Consider the following 19442-nt stretch of genomic DNA (forward strand, 5'->3'; position numbering starts at 1 on the left):
CTAAGATCAGTTGCCTACTGGGCGAACTGAGTTCCGCGATTGGATGCGCATTGCTTTGGTATGCACACGTCCAGGGAGGTGCTCACGAACCGTGACTCCATTACGGTGCAGACGACGCCAATTCCCTCGCTGAGATAGAAGGGGGATGAGTAATGACGTGTATCGCTAAGGTAGCATCTGCCGTTGTCAACACCAATCTTAGCTGTTCGGGCTCCGGCGACGGAGCTCTCTGCGTTCATCTGGCCTGTTGAGTAATAGGAAACACCCACAGGCACACGTCCATTCGGCGCAGTTGCCGTAACCCAGTCAATACTCTTCGAATTCAATTTTGAGGTTGGATTACCAGGTGTGTTTTCACGAGTGCATGCCCAGCCTGCTGCAGGCCCTTCAATCGTCCCTTCGCCTTGAGATGGTTCCATATCCATGGAAGCGCAGAAGGCTTGATGATAGAGCTTGGTCGCCTCCGGCTGGTCGCTGTATCGATAGATCAGGCGTCCAAATCCATCCGGCTTGAGATGCTGATCAACTGGAATCTGCCCGCCGTCGAAGTCCGGCCAAGTTGTACGGCGAACAATGATGATCTCCCCCTTGGTGCCGAGCTCCGTTTTGTCGACACTCAATGGTGTTTCTGCGAATGCAGGCGAGGCCGTGGCGATTGCCAGACACAGGATCAGCGTGCGATTGCTCATCTGCGAGTCTCCGTTCTACGGTTGCGGAGACATCAGGCTCAAACATATTCATGTTTCAGATTGTGACCTGCGCTGTGCTTGACCACATTTCAAACTTTTCTCACTAGTTTGAATGTTGATCCATTGCCTAATCGCACTTCACCGCATACACCGGCCCAGCCCCGATCAGCATCAGCGCCATGTAGTCGCTGTCGCCGGCCTTGCCCTTCAGCGTCGCGCCCTTGTTGAAGTGGAAGATGCCGAAGCCGCCGGACATGCGGATCAGGGCACTGTCGATCTGCTCGGCGCCGTCGCGGAAGTAACGGCCGATCTCGCTGCGGGTGGCCTTGTGCAGGGCATTGGGTTCGCGCTGCCACTGCGCGCCACGGCTGAAGGAAACGAAGTACTGGCCGCCTTCCTTGTCGATGCGGAAGTCGGCGGGCTTGCGCGCGCCTGTGGCGAAGCAGCCCTGTAATGGGTCGGCGGAGAAGGGAAGCCGTGCATCGTCGCCGCAGGCAGTGAGCAGCAGGAGGGCACCGGGCAGCAGCAGGCGGAGCGCGCGCATGGGATGTCCCTACAGGGCAGGTGCGGCTAGTGTAGGCAGCACGCGGGCGTGGCCCGTACAGAAATTCGGCAAGGACACAGGGGTTTTCGGATGGCGCAGGGCAAGGCACCGTGGTGTGGCGTGGCCAGTTGGCTGGGTATTGCAGTGGGGTGGGGGGCAGGCACCGTGGCGGCACAGGCGGCGGTCGCCGCGGGTGGCAATGGCATGGCCGCAGGGCTGGGCGTGGGCGTGCTGGGTGCGGCGCTGGTGGGGGGCGGCCTGGCCGTGGCCTCGCGCGTGCGCGGTGAGCGCTGGCCGTGGATCGGCATCGGCGGTGCAGTGCTGAGTGCGCTGCCGCTGCTGATGTACCTGTTGCGGATGATGCTGAAGCTCTAGCGGTAGTGCCGGCCGCTGGCCGGCAACTGCAGATCGCGTGCGGTGTTCATGGGGTTGCCGGCCAGCGGCCGGCACTACCGGATGTCTCACGCGCTGCGGTGGATCTCCACCGTTACGTGCACCAGCTCTTCATGGATCGCCAGCGCGCTGCGCACGGTATCGGCATCCAGCGTGGCGTCGCTGGTGACCACGCTGGCGCTGACCGCGTACTTGCCGCGACCCACCTGCCAGACGTGCAGGTCGGCCAGGCGTGCCGGCCACGGGCCCTGTTCGATCACCTCGCGTACTTCGGCCACCACTGGCGCGTCCATCTGCGCGTCGAGCAGGATGCGGCCGCTGTCGCGCAGCAGGCCGATCGCCCACACCGTGACCAGCACGGCGCCGACCAGGCCCATCACCGGGTCCAGCCAGGTCAGGCCAAGCAGCTTGCCGCCGAGCAGGGCGACGATGGCCAGCACCGAGGTGGCGGCGTCGGCCAGCACGTGGACGTAGGCCGAGCGCAGGTTGAGGTCGTGACCGTGCGCATGCCCGTGGTCGTGGTGGTCGTGGCCATGCCCGTGGTCATGGCCATGGTGATGATGCGCGTGGCCCGGGCTGTCGTGCAGCCACCAGGCACACAGCAGGTTCACGCCCAGCCCGACCGCGGCGATGGCGATGGCTTCGTTGTAGTGGATCGGCGCTGGTACCCACAGCCGCTCCAGCGATTGCACCGCCATCAGCGCGGCGACGCCAAGCAGGGCGATGGCGCTGGTATAGCCGGCCAGGATCTCGATCTTCCAGGTGCCGAAAGCGAAGCGCGGGTCGTGCGCGTAGCGGCGCGCGCAGCGGTAGGCGAACACTGCCAGGCCCAACGCGAGTGCGTGCGAACTCATGTGCCAGCCGTCGGCGAGCACGGCCATGGAGTTGAACCACCAGCCGCCGACAATTTCCACCAGCATCATGCTGACGGTGAGCCACAGGGCGCGGCGGGTATTGCGTTCGGCCAGCGGGTTGCCGTCGTCGAAGCGGTGTTCGTGGCGACGGGCGGCGGCGAGGGCGTCCAGGTGCATGGGAAGACCAGAGGGTGGAAGGATACCCTCATAGGGTATACGATGCGCCCATGGCCCATGTACACAGGAATCGAAAGCAGCTGCTGACCCGGGTGCGCCGGATCGGCGGCCAGGTGGCGGCGTTGGAGCAGGCGCTGGACAGGCCGGAGGGTGAGGCCGGCGACTGTGCGGACGTGCTGGTGCAGGTTGCTGCGGTGCGCGGCGCCGCCCACAGCCTGCTGATGGAGCTGCTGCACGAGCATCTGCAGGAACATGTGGTCGGCGCCGAAGACCCGCAGCAGCGGGCGGCCGAGGCCGAAGTGCTGGTCGAACTGCTGCGCCGCTACGGCAAATGACCGGGTAGTGCCGGCCGCTGGCCGGCAACCGCAGGTTGCCTTCCCCGTTCGTGAAGTTGCCGGCCAGCGACCGGCATTACCCGTGCCGGTGCCGCGCGTTCCAGATGTGCGTGGCGGCCAGCAACAGGCTGCCGGTGACGGTCATCGGTGTTTCCCAGTCGTGCGAGGGCAACGCCAGCGCGCCGGCCAGCAGCAGGCCGAGCCCGGCGCCGGCGGTGGCCCAGGCCAGCACCGGCAACGGATGGCGGCGCTCGGCCCGCCATAGTGCATACCCGGTCAGCGGCAGGGCGATGGCCACGAACAGCAGATGCACCCATTCCGCTTCGGCCCACGTGCCGAACAGCGGCAGCGCGGCGGCCAGCAGGGGCAGCGCCAGGCAGTGCAGCAGGCACAGGCTGGACAGGGCGACCGCGCCGGCATCAAGCAGGGCGGCAGAAGGCGACTTCATCGGGGGAGGTTCCTTGCGCAGCAATTGTTATACAGTAACATTTCCGTTCCGCAGCCAACCCGCTCCGACATGAACACTGTTTCCCGCGCCGACCGTCGCCTTCCGGTCACCGTGCTGTCCGGCTTCCTCGGAGCCGGCAAGACCACCCTGCTCAACCAGATCCTGCGCAATCGCGAGGGCCTGCGCGTGGCGGTCATCGTCAACGACATGAGCGAGGTCAACATCGATGCGCAGCTGCTACGCGAGGGCGGCGCCGAACTGCACCGCACCGAAGAGACGCTGGTGGAGTTCAGCAATGGCTGCATCTGCTGCACGCTGCGCGATGACCTGCTGCAGGAAGTGCGGCGCCTGGCCGATGCGGGGCGCTATGACTATCTGCTGATCGAGTCGACGGGCATCGGTGAGCCGATGCCGGTGGCGGCCACCTTCGCGGTACGCGACGAGCAGGGCTTCAGCCTGAGTGACATCGCGCGCCTGGACACGATGGTGACGGTGGTGGATGGCAGCGCTTTCCTCGCCGACTTCGGCTCGACGTTGCGCCTTGCCGAGCGCGGCCAGCAGGCCGGGCCGGATGACGATCGCGGCGTAGTCGACCTGCTGTGCGAGCAGGTCGAGTTCGCCGACGTGATCGTGGTCAGCAAGGTCGACCAGACAGATGACGAAGTGCTGCAGGACACGCTGGCCGTGCTGCGTGGCCTGAACCGCGACGCGAAGCTGCTGCTGTCACGCTTCGGTGACGTGCCACTGGCCGAGCTGCTGGACACCGGCCGCTTCGACTACGAGCGTGCGCAACGTGCGCCGGGCTGGGTAAAGGAACTGCGTGGCGAGCATACGCCGGAGACCGAAGAATATGGCATCGCCAGTTTCGTCTACCGCTCGCGGCGACCGTTCCATCCCGCGCGCTTCGCCCGTGCGCTGCAGTCGGGCATGCCCGGCGTGATCCGCAGCAAGGGCTGGTTCTGGCTGGCCAACCGCATGGACTGGGTGGGCGAGCTGAACACCGTGGGCGCCGCGACGCGGACGCAGGCGGCGGGGTTCTGGTACGCCGCACGCGATCGCGTGCGTGCCGGGCTGGAGGACACGCCGCCGTTGCTGCCGCCCACGCCGCTGCCGTACAGCGATCTGGGCTGGGCGCGGCAGCAGGCCGACTGCTGGAGCGCACCGTTGCCGGGACCGGAAGACTTCCCGGATGCAGCCGCGCATTCGGCGATGCAGCGCGTGTGGCACCCGTTGTGGGGCGACCGCCGCCAGGAGCTGGTGGTGATCGGCGTGCACATGGATGAGCGTGCGGTGCGTGCGGAGCTGGACGCGTGCCTGCTCAACGATCAGGAACTGCGTGCGGGGCCGCTGCTGTGGCAACAGCTGCCGCAGGCGTTCCCGGTGTGGAAGCGGTGACGGTGCACTGAGGATCCATGGGTTGCCGGCCAGCGGGCGGCACTACCCCTGGTCGATACGCCATGCGTGGATGGATGCATGGCGGAGTCGAGCATGGCTCGACTCTACAATGTGATCCGTCGCGGCCAATCCTGTAGAGCCGAGCCCATGCTCGGCTGCTGCAGTGGACCCACGCATGGCGTGGATCTACAAGGCGTCACGCCACTGCCAACCCCCGGTGCCCACCTGCAGCACGTGGGTCGGCCGCAACGCCTGCAGCAGGTGCCGGTCGTGGCTGACCATCAGCAGCGCGCCCGGCCATGCCGCCAGCAGTTCTTCCAGCGCCTGCAGGGCATCAAGATCCAGTGCATTGCCAGGCTCGTCCAGCAGCAACAGCTGCGGTGCGGGATCGGCATACAGCACGCTGGCCAGCGCGCCTTTTACCCGTTCGCCATCGCTGAGGCGATGGGCTGCACGCTGGATGCGCTGCGCGTCCAGCCCGAGCAGGGCCAGCCGTGTGCGCAGTTCACCGGTATCGGCCGCCGGGTTGGCAGCCTGCACGGTGTCGAGAATGCTGCGTTCGCCGGAGAGCCCCAGCAGCTGCTGGTCGAGCAGCGCCAGTGGTGCATGACGCTGCACGATGCCACTGCGTGCAGGCAGCTGGCCGGCCAGCACGCGCAGGAGCGTGGACTTGCCACTGCCGTTGTCACCGACCACGGCGATGCGCTGGCCGCGGCGGACCTCCAGTTGCAACGGTGCACTGCAACCATGCGGCAGCACCAGCGACTCCGCCTGCAGCAGACGTGCGCTGCCGCGTTCACCGTCACCGGCGAACAGCGCCAGCTCTGGCGCGGCGTGAACTGCCGAAGCCGCTGCGCGCAGTTGGTCGCTGCTGGCCTGCAGACGATCGGCCTGGACCTGTTGCGCGCGCCCGTGGCTGGCCTCTGCACGCTGTTTCTGCCGGCCAAGCAGGATCGGTGCCTGGTTGGCCTGCTTCGCATCGCGATTGCCACGTGCCTGGCGCTGCTGCTGGCGTTCGTGCTGCTCGCGCGCGCTGCGCTGTTGCTGCCGGTGCTGGGCCCGTGCGTGGTCGAGCTGTGCGGCGGCCGCTGCGCGTTCGGCGGCCCGCGCGTCGGCGTAGTGCTGCCACGGCCCGCCATAGCGACGCAGTCCGCGCGCATCGAGCTCGACGATCTGCTGCATCTGCGCCAGCAGCTCGCGATCATGGCTGATCACCAGCAGGCCGCCGCGCCACTGCCGCAACCGTTCGTATAGCCGCTGGCGATGGCGGGCATCGAGGTGGTTGCTGGGTTCGTCCAGGATCAGCCAATCGGCGCCGCTGGCCCAGGCGCCGGACAGCGCCACCTGCATGGCCTGGCCGCCACTGAGACGCGCGGCGGGTTGGGCGGGATCGAGATCGTCGGGCAGGCGGAGCGCCTGCCATTGCTGCTGCAGGCGCTCGCGCAGATCCCAATGGTCGCCGACGCAGGCGAAGTCGGCCTCATCCACGCTGCCGGCTTCGATGCGTTGCAGCGCGGCCAGTTCCGCGCCGACGCCGGCCAGTTCAGCGACCGTGCCGGCGGGTGGATAGCCAGGCGTCGGCAACAGGAATACGCGGCCGCTGCTGCGCACCTGCCCGTTCTCTGGCCGCACCCGGCCGGCCAGCAGGCGTGCGAGCACGCTCTTGCCGGTGCCATTGGCACCCACCAGGCCGGTGGCGACCGGATCGAAGGAAAACGACAGATCGGAAAACAGCGGGCGGCCGTCGGCCAGCCGATACGACACGCGATCGAGCGTGAGGGAATGTGTGGTCATGCGACCTCCATGGATGCCGGGTTCTCCCCTGCGCGCAGGGGCGGGAAGAGTCAGGCCGTCTGCTGGGAAGACGGCGGCATCAATGGCGCATTGGTCGCGAGCCTCTGGGAGGAATGAGCGGGCAGTATAGCGGGGTTGGCTGAATGGCTGCGTGCAGCTGTAGCGCGGAGCCACGCTCGGCTGATCTTCGCTTGGGGTGCCGGTGAGTCGAGCATGGCTCGACTCCACAAGAAGCATCCATGCGTGGCGTGGATCTACGGCACGGTGTCCAGGCGGGCGCCGACGAAGTCGATGAACACCCGCAGCTTCGGCAGTACGTGTCGGCCCGACGGCCACAGCAGGTGGAAGGTGCCGCAGGAGTGCACATGATCCTCCAGCACGGTGACCAGGCGGCCGTCGGCCAGCGCTTCGCGTACCGAGTGCACCGGCACGAAGGCCAGGCCGACATCACGCAGTGCCAGCGCCACCCGCGCCTCGATGGTGTTGGCCACCATGTGCACCGGAAGTTCCTGCGGTGCTTCGTCATCGGGCCAGTGGATCGGCCACGGCTCCAGCTTGCCGGTGGTGGGGAAGCGATAGTGCAGCAGCGTGTGCTGCATCAGTCCCGCCGGCGTGCGCGGAACGCCGCGACGCTGCAGGTAGCCCGGCGAGGCGACGACACGCCGCGGGAACACGCCCAGCCGGCGTGCGTTCATCCGCGAGTCGCTGGGTTCGCCAACGCGCAGCACCGCATCGAAGCCTTCCTCGATGACATCGACCAGCCGGTCGCTGAAATCCAGGTCGAGGCGGATGTCCGGATACGCGGCCATGAACTCGGCCATCAACGGCAGGGTGAGGTCGCCCACCAACGGTAGGCCGATGCGCAGCGTGCCGCTCGGTGCAGCGTGCGGTTGCGCCAGTTCGGTGCGCGCGGCATCGCGCTCGTCGAGGATGCGCCGGCAGCGTGCCAGGAACAGCTGGCCCTCGGCGGTGAGCGTGATGCTGCGCGTGCTGCGGTGGAACAGGCGCACGCCCAGTGCGTGCTCCAGCCGCGCAACGCATTTGCCGGCGGCCGATGCCGAGATGCCCTGCAGGCGACCGGTCTCGACGAAGCTGCGGGTGTCGGCGGCGTGCACGAAGGTCTGCAGGTTGGCGAGGTTGTCCAGGACTGACATGGGCGTACCGGCAATGAAAACGGCAGGGTAGGGGCGGGTGATCGCGGCACGCGGCGCGGCCATCGCAACACTGTGGTGCGGGGCCTCGCGCAGCCCTTGCGGCGTTACAGCTCCGGGCATGATGCCGATTGCGGACTGCACGGTCCATGATGCCCGGAGCGGCAACCGGCTTTTTGCGCCGCGCCGTGCTGCCTAACGTGGCGGGCCTCTCCCCACGGATCACCGCGATGAATGCCGCTCTTTCCCTTGAACCTGCACCGACGCTGCCTTCGGTGCAGCGGCTGCTGCAGCAGGTCCACCCGCTGCGCCTGGTCGGTGCGGTGGTGCTGGTGCGCGAGCACGGCGTGCTGCGCCATGCCAGCGCGACCGGGCTGGCCGATCGCGAGTCGGCCAGGCCGATGCAGCGCGATCAGCTGTTCCGGCTGGCATCGGTCAGCAAGCCGTTGCTGGCCACGGTGATCCTGCGCCTGGTGGCCGAGGGCGTGCTCGACCTCGATGCGCCGGTGCAGCGCTGGCTGCCGGACTTCCGGCCGGCACTGGCCGATGGCCGCAGGCCGCCGATCAGCCTGCGCCGGCTGCTCAGCCACAGCAGCGGGCTGGGCTACCGCTTCCTGGAAGCCGATGCGCACGGACCGTACGCCCGGGCCGGCGTCAGCGATGGCATGGACGCCAGCCCGGTGTCCCTGGCCGAGAACGTACGCCGGATCGCGCAGGCGCCACTGCTGTTCGAGCCGGGCAGCCAGTGGCTGTACTCGCTGGGCGTGGACGTGGCCGGTGCGGTGGCCGAAGCCGCGACCGGTGAACCACTGCAGGCGCTGTTCGAGCGTCTGCTGGCTGCCCCGTTGGGCCTGCGCGATACGGCGTTCGCCACCCGCGCTGCCGAGCGCCTGGCAACGCCCTATGTGAGCGACACGCCGCAGCCGCATCGCCTGCAGGAAGGCGAGATGGTCGCGCCGTTCGAGGGCACGGTCGGCATCGAGTACAGCCTTGCGCGCGCCACCGATGCCAGCCGCTTCGCCTCGGCCGGTGCGGGCCTGGTCGGCACCGCCGACGAGGTGATGGCGGTGCTCGAGGCCTTGCGCGACGTACAGCGCTCTGGTCTGTTGCCACCCGCGCTGGCGGAGGAGATGGCCACCGGGCAGGTGGGCGAACAGGGGCCGCCGGAACCGGCCGGCTGGGGCTTCGGGCTGGGCTTTGCGGTGCTGCGTGATGCCGCCGCCAGCGGTACCCCGCAGGGCGTGGGCAGCTGGCGCTGGGGCGGCGCGTACGGGCACAGCTGGTTCGTCGATCCGGCGCGCGGGCTGAGCGTGGTGGCGCTGACCAACACCCTGTACGAAGGCATGGATGGCGCCTTTGTCGATGAACTGCGCGATGCGATTTATGCCGACCTGGGGGCAACGCGATGAGCGGCCATGCCATCGATGCCGCCAGTCCGGCCGGCGAGGCCACGCGCCTGCCGTGGGCGGGCCTGCTTGCCTTGGCCGGTGGCGGCTTCATCACCCTGTTGACCGAGACCCTGCCGGCGGGTGTGCTGCGGCCGATGGGCGAAAGCCTGGGCGTGAGTGATGCGGCGGTCGGCCAGCTGGTGAGCGTGTATGCGCTGGGTTCGGTGATGGCCGCACTGCCGATGACCGCGCTGACCCAGCGCCTGCCACGGCGTCCGCTGCTGCTGGCGGCCATCGCCGGCTTCGTGGTGGTCAATACGCTGACGGCGTTGAGCAGCAGCTACGCGCTGATCCTGGCTGCGCGCTTCCTGGCCGGTGTGAGCGGTGGACTGCTGTGGTCGCTGGTGGCCGGTTATGCCGCGCGCATGGTGGTGCCGTCGCTGCAGGGACGGGCCATCGCAGTGGCAATGGTCGGTTCGCCTCTGGCGCTGTCGCTGGGGGTGCCGGCAGGGACGCTGCTGGGGCAGCAGATCGGCTGGCGCTGGGCGTTCGCGCTGATGAGCGTGCTGGGTCTGCTGCTGCTGGCCTACGCGCGCTGGGCGTTGCCTGCGCTGCCGGCCGCTGGGGCCGGGCAACGCACTTCGCTGGCGACCGTGTGGCGCCTGCCCGGTGTACGCAGTGCGCTGCTGGTGATGGCGCTGTACGTGCTGGCGCACAACGTGCTGTACACCTATATCGAGCCGCTGGCGGTCGACGCGGGTGCCGGTGCTTGGCTGGACCGGCTGCTGCTTGCATTCGGCATGGCGGCCATTGCCGGCATCGCGATTGCCGGCTGGGGCGTGGATCGCTACCTGCATGCGCTGGTGTGGGCGGCGGTGATCGGTTTCATCGTGCCGGTGCTGGCTTTGCTGGTGTGGCCTGGCGTGGCGAGCGCACTGCTGCTGGCGACGATCCTGTGGGGCGTGGCGTTCGGCGCCGTGCCGACCCTGTTCCAGACCGCCTTGGCACGGCGCGCCGGGGCCGCTGCGGACCTGGCGCAATCGATGCTGGTGACCGGCTGGAACCTGGCCATTGCGGCCGGCGGCGTGGCAGGCGGCGTGCTGCTGCAGGCCAGCGGCCCACGCCAGCTGGGATGGCTGCCGTTGCTGTTGCTGGCGGTGACCGCCGCGTGGTTGCTGGCACGGCCGAAGGCGTGGGCGTAGCCATTGATCAGTGATGACGCGGTGCCGGCGAGCGGCCGGCACTACCGTGGGCCTTGCTTTTGCCTTGCTAATCCAGCGGTACCTGCTCGATCGGCACGCTGCGCGGGTTCTGCATGTGTTCGCGTGCGGCGCCGTACTGCTGTTGCCGCTTCTGATGGAAGGCGACGAACTCATCGCGCGGCAACGGCCGCGAGAACAGCCAGCCCTGTCCGAATTCCACATGCCGGCTGTGCAGGTAGGCCAGCTGCGCTTCGGTTTCCACGCCCTCGGCCACCACCCACAGGCCCAGCTCCTTGGCCATGTCGATGATGTGCGGCGTGACCGGGCTGGTGGCGCTTTCGGTACCGATCGCATCGATGAATGATTTGTCGATCTTCAGCGCATCCAGTGGCAGCTGCTGCAGGTATTGCAGGCTGGAGAAGCCGACCCCGAAATCATCGATGGCCACGCTGTGGCCGGCGCGGCGGGCGGCGGCGAGCATGGTGCGCGCGCGGTCCAGATCGAGGAAGCCACGTTCGGTGGCCTCCATCCAGATCTGCTGCGGCAGGATGCCGCTGCCGGCCATGTGCCGGGAGATCATCTTCAGGGCGCGACCGCTGCTGATGTCTTCGGCGGCGAGGTTGATCGCGATGTGCGCGCTGCGGTCGGCGACCAGCAGCTCGCGCATGTCGCGCACCACGTTCTCGATCACCAGGTCGGTGACGTCGGCGATCATGCCAGCCTCTTCGGCCAGCGGAATGAACAGGTCAGGGCGCACCTGGGTGCCATCCGGGCGTTGCCAGCGTACCAGCGCCTCGGCGCCGACGCAGATGCCGGTGTCCAGCTCGATGATCGGCTGGTAATGCAGGTACAGCTCGCGGCGGCGGATGGCGGTGGCCAGTTCGCCGCGCAGGGAAAGGCGGCGCCGCGACAGCCAGATCACCAGCCCGGCGCCGGCGGCGGCCAGCAGCAGGCCCACCGGCACGTACAGCCAGGCCTGTTGGCGGAAGGCCGCAGCGAGCGCGGTGCGCGGTGTAGTGGCGACGGCCAGCCATTCCTCGTTGCGCGCGGTAGCGAACAGCGTGGTCTGGTCCAGGCCTTCGCCCGGGTCGCGCAGCAGCGCCTGCAGCAGGTCCGGATCCAGGCCGGGCTGTTTGGCCAGCAGGCGTCCATCGGGGCTGGCCAGTGCCAGCCGCACATTCGGGTCGGCGATGACATCGACGAAGCGGCGTGGGTCCACCAGTGCGTCGTAGGACCCATACAGGATCGCCAGCACCTGGCGTCGCCCGCTGATTTCCGGGCGCACGTCCACCGCGATGCCGGCGCCGTCGCTGGTGACGTGGTCCGGCCTGGGCTGATCCACATCCGACAGGAACGGCCCCCAGGAGGTGCAGCGCAGCTTGCCTCCTTCGAAGTAGCCCATCTGGTCAATCGATGGGGTGGTCATCACCAGGGTCTGCATGCGCCGGATGTGCTCGGGGCTGCAGGACACGTAGGCACCGGCTTCGGCGGATTTCAGCGCCGCCAGCGCCTCCTGGTAGGACAGGTCGGAGCGGCGCAGGGTGCGATCGGCGATGTCGCGCAGGCGCTGCTGTTCGACGCTGACCGCGCGGTCCCAGGTGGCGTAGGCCATGACCGCGATCGGCACCGCAGCGGCCAGCAGGGCCAGTGCGGTACCGCCGATGATGACGCGCAGGCGGCTCATGGCCGGGGCTCCAGCAGGGCGGGCGGGGCAGGGCGCATGGTCGGGCCGGTCCTTGGGCAGGTGCGGCTATCTGAGCATGGCGCCGGGCCGGGCGGAATGGGATCAATACGGTATTCGGTCACATTGTGGTGAAAGCGGCCTGCTTTGACGCAATGGGGCCGTCTGGCGCTGGCGCTCGGCGCCGCGGAGGACTACCGTCGAACGCTTCGCCCGCCCCTTCCCGCGCCCATGACCGAGCCCGCCACGCCCCCCGAGCACCTGCGCCGCAGCCTGTCCAACCGCCACCTGCAACTGATCGCCATCGGCGGTGCCATCGGCACCGGCCTGTTCATGGGCTCGGGCAAGACCATCAGCCTGGCCGGCCCGTCCATCGTCTTCGTCTACCTGATCATCGGCGCGATGCTGTTCTTCGTGATGCGCGCGATGGGCGAGCTGCTGCTGTCCAACCTGCAGTACAAGTCCTTCATCGATTTCTCCACCGACCTGCTCGGCCCGTGGGCCGGGTTCTTCTGTGGATGGACCTACTGGTTCTGCTGGATCGTCACCGCCATTGCCGACGTGATCGCGATCGCCGCCTATGCGCAGTTCTGGTTCCCGGGGCTTGAAGCCTGGAAACCGGCGCTGGCCTGCGTGATGCTGCTGCTGGCGTTGAACCTGGTGACGGTGAAGCTGTTCGGTGAAATGGAATTCTGGTTCGCGCTGATCAAGATCGTGGCGATCTGTGCGCTGATCATCACCGGCGCCGGTCTGGTGGCGTGGGGCTTCACCTCGCCGAGCGGCCACACCGCGTCGTTGTCGAACCTGTGGAATGACGGCGGCATGTTCCCGATGGGCCTGGTCGGTTTCTTCGCTGGATTCCAGATTGCGGTGTTCGCCTTCGTCGGCATCGAGCTGGTCGGCACCACCGCCGCCGAAACCGCCGACCCCGAGCGCAACCTGCCCAAGGCGATCAACTCGATTCCGGTGCGCATCATCATCTTCTACGTGCTGGCGCTGATCGCGATCATGGCCGTCACCCCGTGGCGGCAGGTGGTGCCGGACAAGAGCCCGTTCGTGCAGCTGTTCGTGCTGGCCGGCATTCCCGCCGCGGCCAGCCTGATCAATTTCGTGGTGCTGACCTCGGCCACGTCCTCGGCCAACAGTGGCATCTTCTCCACCAGCCGCATGCTGTACGGCCTGGCCGAAGAGGGCCACGCTCCGCGCGGGCTGTCGAAGTTGTCGCGCGCTGCGGTGCCGGCCCGTGGCCTGCTGTTCTCGTGCCTGTGCCTGCTGGGCGGCACGCTGCTGATCTACCTGATTCCCAACCTGGTAACCGCCTTCACCCTGGTGACGACGCTGGCGACGGTGCTGTTCATCTTCGTCTGGTCGCTGATCCTGGTGGCCTACATGGCCTATCGCCGTCGCTACCCGGAGCGCCACGCTGCATCGATCTTCAAGATGCCTGGGGGCGTCGCCATGTGCTGGGCCTGCCTGATGTTCTTCGCCGCCGTGCTGGTGCTGCTGAGCCTGCAGGGCGACACCCGCCAGGCGCTGATCGCCAGCCCGGTGTGGTTCGTGCTGCTGGGCGCGGGGTACTGGGTGCGCCGGAGGGCCGCGAAGTGATCCGAAGTGGGGTCAGGTCCCGTTGCTCAGCAACGGGACCTGACCCCGGCAGGTCGCGGGACCCACCCCGCCTCCTCGCGTGAAAACGGCTGTTGCCGTTGAGGTGGCCGGCCAGCGGCCGGCACTACCACGGGTGCAGGACGCAGCCCTGCCGGCCCCCATTCACCCAACATTCGCGGGCGCGGCCGGATCATCCGGCCGCCATGTCCCATCGACCTCTCCTGCTTGCACTGGTGCTGCTGCCCATCCTGTGGCCCGGGATGGCTGCCGCGCGCACGGTCTATCGCTGCGTGCAGGGCAACACCGTCAGCCTGGCCACCGCACCAGAGCCGGGATCGCGGTGCACGCCGAAGGAGATCGACGACAATGCCATCCAGGCCCCGAACCTGTGGGGCAACATGGGCGTGTTCAGTGGTGTGCTGTACGAGCGCGAGCAGGACGGCGTGCTGGTCTATTCCACCCGCAACCTGCCCGGCTCGCGGGTATTCCTGAAGTTCACCGTGGCCACGCCGCCGGGCGAGCCGGCGCACGAGGGCCTGGGCAAGGTCGGCAAGCCGCAGCTCGCGCAGCACGCCAGGCAGTTCAAGGCCGCGGCCAAAGCCACCGGCGTCGACGATGCCTGGCTGCGCGCGATCGCCCATGCCGAAAGCAATTTCAATCCGCTGGCGGTCTCGACCAAGGGCGCACAGGGCGTGATGCAGTTGATGCCGGAGACCGCACAGGAGTATGGCGTGCGCGATCCGTTCTCGCCGCAGCAGTCGATCGAGGGCGGCGCGCGCTACATGCGCGCGCTGCTGCGCCGTTACAACGGCGATCGTCCGTTGGCGGCGGCTGCGTACAACGCGGGCATCGGTGCGGTCACCCGCTACAAGGGCGTGCCGCCCTACGCCGAAACCCTGGCCTATGTGGACAAGGTGATGGCGCTGTACGCGCGCTACCGCGAAGCGATGGGCATCCGCACTGAAGTGCCAGCCCGCTAGCGGACGGTGCTGCCTGCACGTGGCGTTGTAGAGCCGAGCCGCTCAGCGCGAGGTAGAGCTGCTGACCAGGTCGTAGCGCTCGATGCGGCCGACGCGTGCCACCTCGGCCTGCACGTCGGCACGCTGCTTGAGTGCACGCCACGCGGCATCGATGCGCACATCGCCCGGCAATGACGGATAGGTGCGCATGTCCTGCAGGCTGGCCAGGGTTTCACCGCGTTCAACCGGCGAGCGCAGCTGTTCGATCAGCACGGCGGCGGCACCGTCCAGGTCGCCTTCCTCCAGCAGCATTTCGCGATGGAACAGGCGGGCATCGTCGCGCTGGGCCAGGATCACCGCGCGTGCTGCATCGCGCGCCTTGGCATCACCGCGCTCGCCGGCGGCGGCGAACTGCAGCAGCGCCTGTGCGGCCTTGCCGTACCCGGCGAGGCCCGGCATGTCATTCACTGCCTGCGCAGCGTCCTGCATGCGCCCCAGCGAACTGAACACGAAGCCGACATTCATCTGGTGCTCGACACCATCCGGGCCGAGCGCGCCGATGCGGGCGGCCTGTTTCGCCGTGGCCAGTGCCTCATCGGTGCGGCCCAGCCGGCGCAGTGCGGTGAGCCGGCTGTTGAGCAGCCAGGCCACCCATTCCGCTTCCGCGGCGGCAGGCGATTCGCCGTTGCTTGCGGCACCGGCCATGCCCTCGGTCAACGACAGCACTTCCTCGTTGCGGTCCAGCATCAGCAAGGTGGTGCTGAACTCGGCCATGCGCGCGTCCAGTGCGCGGTCGAGCAGGCCGGAAACACGCAGTTCATCGAGGTGGCGCTGTGCCGCCTGCACCGGATCGAAACGCGCGTCACCGCGATCGACATAGCGATCGAAGCGCTTGTCGCTGCGCAGGCGGATGATCTCGGCCGGGCTGTCGATGCGCGCCAGCGTGGCCGGAATGCTGTCGCCACGGCCGTTGTCGGCCTGCAGCGTGGCCAGCGCCAGCCACAGCCCGGTGGGTTCCAGGCCGCCACTCTTCCAGCCGTTGTCAAACAGCGCCTGCAGCAGGTCCATGCGCTTCTGCGGCTGGTCACGCAGGCGGTACTGCAGGTAGTTGATGGCGTGGTGATCGATCTGCAGCGGTGCGTCGGCGTGCTGCAGTGCCTTCACCAGGAAAGTGGTGGCTGCGGCCGGCTGGTTGTCCGACAGTTCCACCGACACCTGGGTGAGCAGGATCTGTGCATCCTCCGGCAGGGCCTCCTGCGCCCGTTGCAGGTAGCGGCGGGCCTGGTCGGGCTTCTTCTGCATCAGCGCGGTCCAGCCGGCGACCTGCGAGGCGCGGCCGCGACGCTCGGCATCGAAGTCGTCCAGCAACGGATCCTCCATCAGCCGCTCCATGCTGATCAGCGCACCCAGCGTGTTGCCGCCGCGTGCCTGCTGGATGGCTTCATCCCAGCGCGTGGCGTACGCCGCGTGTACTGCATCGGCGGTGGCCGATGGCTTCTGCGGGGCCACCGTGATCGAGGCGGAGGCGGGCGCGCTGACCAATGCGGCCAGCAGCAGGGCGGTGAGAGGGAGAACGTGGGGCATGGAGAATCTCCATCCGTGGGAACCGCATTGAACCTGCTACGGCCAGCGAGGACAAGCACGACGAAGCGAATCCTGGCCTTCTGCCGCATGATCGGCCGTGGCGGATCGCACGCGCAGCGTCTATTGTCGGTGCCTCTTCAAGCGGCAGGCAGAGGCAGCGCAACACGATGGCACGGTGGCAATGGATGGCGGCAGGGGTGGCGTTGGCAACGGCGGTGGGCTTGGCTGCAACTTGGTGGGACACCCCGCTGAAAACGCTGGCCGGCCCTGCAGGCCCGGTGCCCACGCCGCTGGCCTGGACCGCGCAGATCGAGCCGCTGGCGGGTGATGGCCACCCCGGCGACCGCGACGGTGCGTCCGCGCAGGCGCGCTTCGCCGATCCGTATGCATTGCTGCGCAGTGCCGATGGCAGCGTCTATTTCACCGATGCCGGTGACAACAACCGGATCCGCCGCCGCTTGCCCGATGGCCGCGTTGAAACCGTGGCCGGGCAGGGCGAGGGCCGTGTCGATGGCCCTGCGCTGCAGGCCAGCTTCAATACGCCCTCGGGCATTGCCGGCGATGCGCAGGGCAACCTGTACGTGGCCGACACCGGCAATCATGCGATCCGCCGCATCGGCACCGATGGCCAGGTGACCACGCTGGCCGGTGGTGAACAGGGCCACGCCGATGGCCCGGCCACGCAGGCCCGCTTCGATGCACCGATGGGCGTTGCGGTGGACGCGCAGGGCCAGGTCTACGTGGCCGATACCTTCAATGACCGCATCCGGGTGATCGGCACCGACGGCATGGTGCGCACCCTGGCAGGCGGTGATCGGCCGGGCCTGGCCGATGGCACCGGCGCCGCTGCGCGCTTCGATACGCCGGTGGCGTTGGCCTTTGATGCGCAGGGCGCGCTGCTGGTGGCCGACCTGTTCAACAACGCGGTGCGCCGGGTGGGGGCCGATGGCACGGTCAGCACCGTGGTCGCCGCCGGCGGCGTGATCAATGGGCCGCTGTCGCTGGCCACCACCCACGACGGCGTGCTGTACGTGGGGGATATGGATGGCCGCATCGTGCAGGTGACGCCGCAGGGCCACCAGATCGCGCTGGTTGGCAATGGTCGCCTGCCGCGGCTGGCCCGCCCCAGCGGACTGGCGATGGATGCAGATGGCAGCGTGCTGGTGGCCGACGCCGCCAGCTACCGTCTGCATCGCCTGCGCCCGCTGCCGGTAGGCGACCTGCCGGCACCGGCACTGGTTGGCCCGGCGGCCGATGCGGCGCTGCCGAAGACGGACGGCCGCTGGCCGCTGGCACCGCAGGACGGTTGGCATGAAGTGGTCGGCACCCTCGGCGAAGTGCGCGGCAACTTCAGCGGCGAGAGCCGCCACCACCTGCATGGCGGCTTCGACGTGCGCGGTGATGTGGGCCAGACCGTGCTGGCGATTGCCGAAGGCAAGATCAGCAGTCCGGTGGCAGCCTGGAACCTGGGCGAGCAGGCCGAGGGCCTGGCGGTGGACCGCCTCAAGTACATCCACATGCGCGTCGGCCGCACCCCGCGCGATGTACCGTTCGACGCGCGCTGGCAGGCGTTGTACGACGAGCAGGGCAAGCTGCAGCGGATGCGCGTGCGCCGTGGCATGCGCATCCATGTGGGTGACCGCCTGGGCAGCATCAACAACCAGGCGCACGTGCACCTGGCGGTGGGTACCGGTGGTTTCGAGACCAATGCGGTGGCGCTTGGCTTCCATAACTACGCCGATCACTTCGCACCGCGCATCACTGATGTCGCACTGCTGGACGACAACGACCGGCCGATGGCCGCAGGCAGCGATGGCGTGGTGATGGTCGCGCGGCAGGGGCGTGGCGTGCAGATCGTGGTGGAGGCCTGGGACCAGGTCGACAACAACCTGCCGCGGCGCCGCCTGGGCATGTACCAGGTGGGTTACCAGATCCTCGATGCTACGGGACAACCGCTGCAGGGCTACGAGCAGCCGCGCTGGAACATCGTGTTCAACCGCATGCCGCCGCAGCGGGAAGCGGTGCGCGTGGCCTACGCACCGGACAGCGGCATCACCGTACATGGCAGCGCGGTCACCCGGTTCCGCTACCTGGCCACCAACACCGTGCGCGACGGCCTGATGGAAACCGGACGCTGGCAGCCGGCGGCGCTGCCGCCGGGCGAGTACATCGTGCGCGCCAGCGTGCGCGACTACAGCGGCAACGAGGGCGTCGGCCCGCGCGAGATCAGGGTACGGCTGCTGCCATAGCCGCAGCCGGGGCGCCGCAGCGTTCGCGCTCGGCGTCCATGTCTTCCAGCGGCCGCACTTCGATGCTGCCGAAGCGTGCCCACGGGAAGTCGCGGGCGATGCGCATGGCGTCGTCGCGGTCGCGGGCGACGATCAGGTTGAAGCCGGCCAGCAGTTCGCGGGTCTCGGCGAAGGGGCCGTCCAGCACGCGGCTGTGGCCATCACGCACGCGCAGGGTCTGTGCGGTGTCGACCGGCTGCAGCTTCTGTGCGGCCAGCAGCGTGCCTTCGGCCTGCAGTTTGTCGGCGTGGGCCAGGCAGTCGCGCATCAGCGCGTTGAATTCTTCGGTGGGCAGGGCCTGCAGCAGGGCAGGCTCGATGTAGATCAGAAGCAGGTACTGCTGCATGGCATGGTCCTGGCGGGGGCGGGGGTCCATGATCGCGCAGCATTGCGCACGGGCATGTTGCAGCGCAGAAGCGCGCCTTCGGCGGGGATCGGCGAACGGCGGAGCCCCTCCGTGGTGGGGTGGGGTTGGTCGCTGAAAGCGGGTTTCCTGAGGGTGGGCCGTGCGGGTGGGATTGGCGGGGACGCCGTGAATCCGTCCCTGGAGGCTTAGCCGCGCCATCCATGGCGCGGATACCCCGCCAACCCCACCCGCCCGGCCCCAGACAGATTCCGGCGGCCGATCCACCACGGGAAATCAACAACAAGAGCAAAAGCGGCTCGCTTCGCTCGCAAAGCCGAGCCCGCCAGCCAACCGCCTTTGCTTTTGCTGTTGCTGTTGCCTTTTCTCTTGATCTTCCCGTGGTGGGTACCGGAGGCAGGAAACTGTCCAGGGCCGGGTGGGTAGGCGGGGCGGGGGTGTCCGCGGCATGGGCCCGAGGCATGCCTCGGGCGGGTTGGGCACGATGCCCAACCCCGGTCTTGCCGTGTGCGCAGGACAGCGCACACGAGCAAGCCGCGGCCAAGCCCCCATGGATGGGTTTACGGCGTCCCCCGACCCGCCTACCCACCC

At 68.2% G+C, this 19442-nt stretch carries 17 protein-coding genes; 8 read left to right on the forward strand and 9 right to left on the reverse strand.

Annotated features, from left to right (window positions below; all coding sequences use genetic code 11):
• Positions 1 to 14: 14 nt before the first annotated feature.
• Positions 15 to 689: a hypothetical protein gene (locus AC10QF_RS17510; RefSeq protein ID WP_143566455.1), complete on the reverse strand. Its 675-nt coding sequence runs from the start codon at positions 687 to 689 to the stop codon at positions 15 to 17.
• A 127-nt stretch (positions 690 to 816) separates the two neighbouring features.
• Positions 817 to 1233, reverse strand: a complete 417-nt coding sequence (locus AC10QF_RS17515) for a hypothetical protein (RefSeq protein ID WP_099495202.1) — start codon at positions 1231 to 1233, stop codon at positions 817 to 819.
• Positions 1234 to 1323: 90 nt separating this feature from the next.
• Between AC10QF_RS17515 and AC10QF_RS17520 the strand changes: the two genes are divergently transcribed.
• Positions 1324 to 1608 (forward strand): hypothetical protein, encoded by a 285-nt coding sequence (locus AC10QF_RS17520; RefSeq protein ID WP_005415073.1) that lies wholly within the window; start codon positions 1324 to 1326, stop codon positions 1606 to 1608.
• 86 nt (positions 1609 to 1694) lie between these two features.
• Here AC10QF_RS17520 and dmeF read toward each other — a convergent pair whose 3' ends face one another.
• The gene (dmeF, locus tag AC10QF_RS17525; RefSeq protein WP_049417304.1) at positions 1695 to 2657 is read right to left on the reverse strand and encodes a CDF family Co(II)/Ni(II) efflux transporter DmeF; all 963 of its coding nucleotides are present in this window, start codon (positions 2655 to 2657) and stop codon (positions 1695 to 1697) included.
• A gap of 50 nt (positions 2658 to 2707) precedes the next feature.
• On the opposite strand from dmeF, the gene AC10QF_RS17530 reads away from it, so the two are divergent.
• A complete protein-coding gene (locus AC10QF_RS17530) occupies positions 2708 to 2992 on the forward strand; it encodes a metal-sensing transcriptional repressor (RefSeq protein ID WP_049417302.1) in 285 nt (94 codons plus the stop codon).
• Between the two features lie 76 nt (positions 2993 to 3068).
• Here AC10QF_RS17530 and AC10QF_RS17535 read toward each other — a convergent pair whose 3' ends face one another.
• Complete coding sequence (locus tag AC10QF_RS17535; RefSeq protein ID WP_014645760.1) at positions 3069 to 3440, reverse strand: MerC domain-containing protein; 372 nt, start codon at positions 3438 to 3440, stop codon at positions 3069 to 3071.
• Between the two features lie 69 nt (positions 3441 to 3509).
• Here AC10QF_RS17535 and AC10QF_RS17540 point away from each other — a divergent pair, with 69 nt between their 5' ends.
• Positions 3510 to 4835 (forward strand): GTP-binding protein, encoded by a 1326-nt coding sequence (locus tag AC10QF_RS17540; protein ID WP_111097142.1) that lies wholly within the window; start codon positions 3510 to 3512, stop codon positions 4833 to 4835.
• Between the two features lie 186 nt (positions 4836 to 5021).
• On the opposite strand, the gene AC10QF_RS17545 is transcribed toward AC10QF_RS17540, so the two are convergent.
• On the reverse strand, positions 5022 to 6629 hold the full coding sequence (locus tag AC10QF_RS17545; RefSeq protein ID WP_111097143.1) for an ATP-binding cassette domain-containing protein: 1608 nt from the start codon (positions 6627 to 6629) through the stop codon (positions 5022 to 5024).
• A gap of 254 nt (positions 6630 to 6883) precedes the next feature.
• The gene (locus AC10QF_RS17550) at positions 6884 to 7783 is read right to left on the reverse strand and encodes a LysR family transcriptional regulator (RefSeq protein ID WP_049417321.1); all 900 of its coding nucleotides are present in this window, start codon (positions 7781 to 7783) and stop codon (positions 6884 to 6886) included.
• Positions 7784 to 8010: 227 nt separating this feature from the next.
• On the opposite strand from AC10QF_RS17550, the gene AC10QF_RS17555 reads away from it, so the two are divergent.
• Positions 8011 to 9189: a serine hydrolase domain-containing protein gene (locus tag AC10QF_RS17555; RefSeq protein WP_111097144.1), complete on the forward strand. Its 1179-nt coding sequence runs from the start codon at positions 8011 to 8013 to the stop codon at positions 9187 to 9189.
• The gene (locus tag AC10QF_RS17560) at positions 9186 to 10370 is read left to right on the forward strand and encodes an MFS transporter (RefSeq protein WP_494542596.1); all 1185 of its coding nucleotides are present in this window, start codon (positions 9186 to 9188) and stop codon (positions 10368 to 10370) included. The genes AC10QF_RS17555 and AC10QF_RS17560 overlap by 4 nt, the downstream gene beginning before the upstream one ends.
• A gap of 67 nt (positions 10371 to 10437) precedes the next feature.
• Here the strand turns inward: AC10QF_RS17560 and AC10QF_RS17565 are convergent, their stop codons facing one another.
• On the reverse strand, positions 10438 to 12054 hold the full coding sequence (locus AC10QF_RS17565) for an EAL domain-containing protein (protein ID WP_494542597.1): 1617 nt from the start codon (positions 12052 to 12054) through the stop codon (positions 10438 to 10440).
• 228 nt (positions 12055 to 12282) lie between these two features.
• Between AC10QF_RS17565 and cycA the strand changes: the two genes are divergently transcribed.
• Both cycA and AC10QF_RS17575 read left to right on the forward strand, forming a co-directional pair.
• On the forward strand, positions 12283 to 13656 hold the full coding sequence (gene cycA, locus AC10QF_RS17570; RefSeq protein WP_111207490.1) for a D-serine/D-alanine/glycine transporter: 1374 nt from the start codon (positions 12283 to 12285) through the stop codon (positions 13654 to 13656).
• A gap of 203 nt (positions 13657 to 13859) precedes the next feature.
• On the forward strand, positions 13860 to 14636 hold the full coding sequence (locus AC10QF_RS17575; RefSeq protein ID WP_111097393.1) for a lytic transglycosylase domain-containing protein: 777 nt from the start codon (positions 13860 to 13862) through the stop codon (positions 14634 to 14636).
• Between the two features lie 42 nt (positions 14637 to 14678).
• Here the strand turns inward: AC10QF_RS17575 and AC10QF_RS17580 are convergent, their stop codons facing one another.
• Complete coding sequence (locus AC10QF_RS17580; RefSeq protein WP_111097392.1) at positions 14679 to 16199, reverse strand: tetratricopeptide repeat protein; 1521 nt, start codon at positions 16197 to 16199, stop codon at positions 14679 to 14681.
• A gap of 167 nt (positions 16200 to 16366) precedes the next feature.
• On the opposite strand from AC10QF_RS17580, the gene AC10QF_RS17585 reads away from it, so the two are divergent.
• Positions 16367 to 18448 carry an NHL repeat-containing protein gene (locus AC10QF_RS17585; protein ID WP_099495194.1) on the forward strand — a complete coding sequence of 694 codons (2082 nt, stop codon included), beginning with the start codon at positions 16367 to 16369 and terminating at the stop codon, positions 18446 to 18448.
• On the opposite strand, the gene AC10QF_RS17590 is transcribed toward AC10QF_RS17585, so the two are convergent.
• Positions 18426 to 18833, reverse strand: coding sequence for a YciI family protein (locus AC10QF_RS17590; protein WP_049413606.1), 408 nt, complete (start codon positions 18831 to 18833; stop codon positions 18426 to 18428). The two genes, AC10QF_RS17585 and AC10QF_RS17590, sit on opposite strands and share 23 nt — an antisense overlap.
• Positions 18834 to 19442 lie beyond the last annotated feature (609 nt).

It is taken from the genome of Stenotrophomonas maltophilia complex sp. Om-AH-Sm3, from assembly GCF_059337855.1.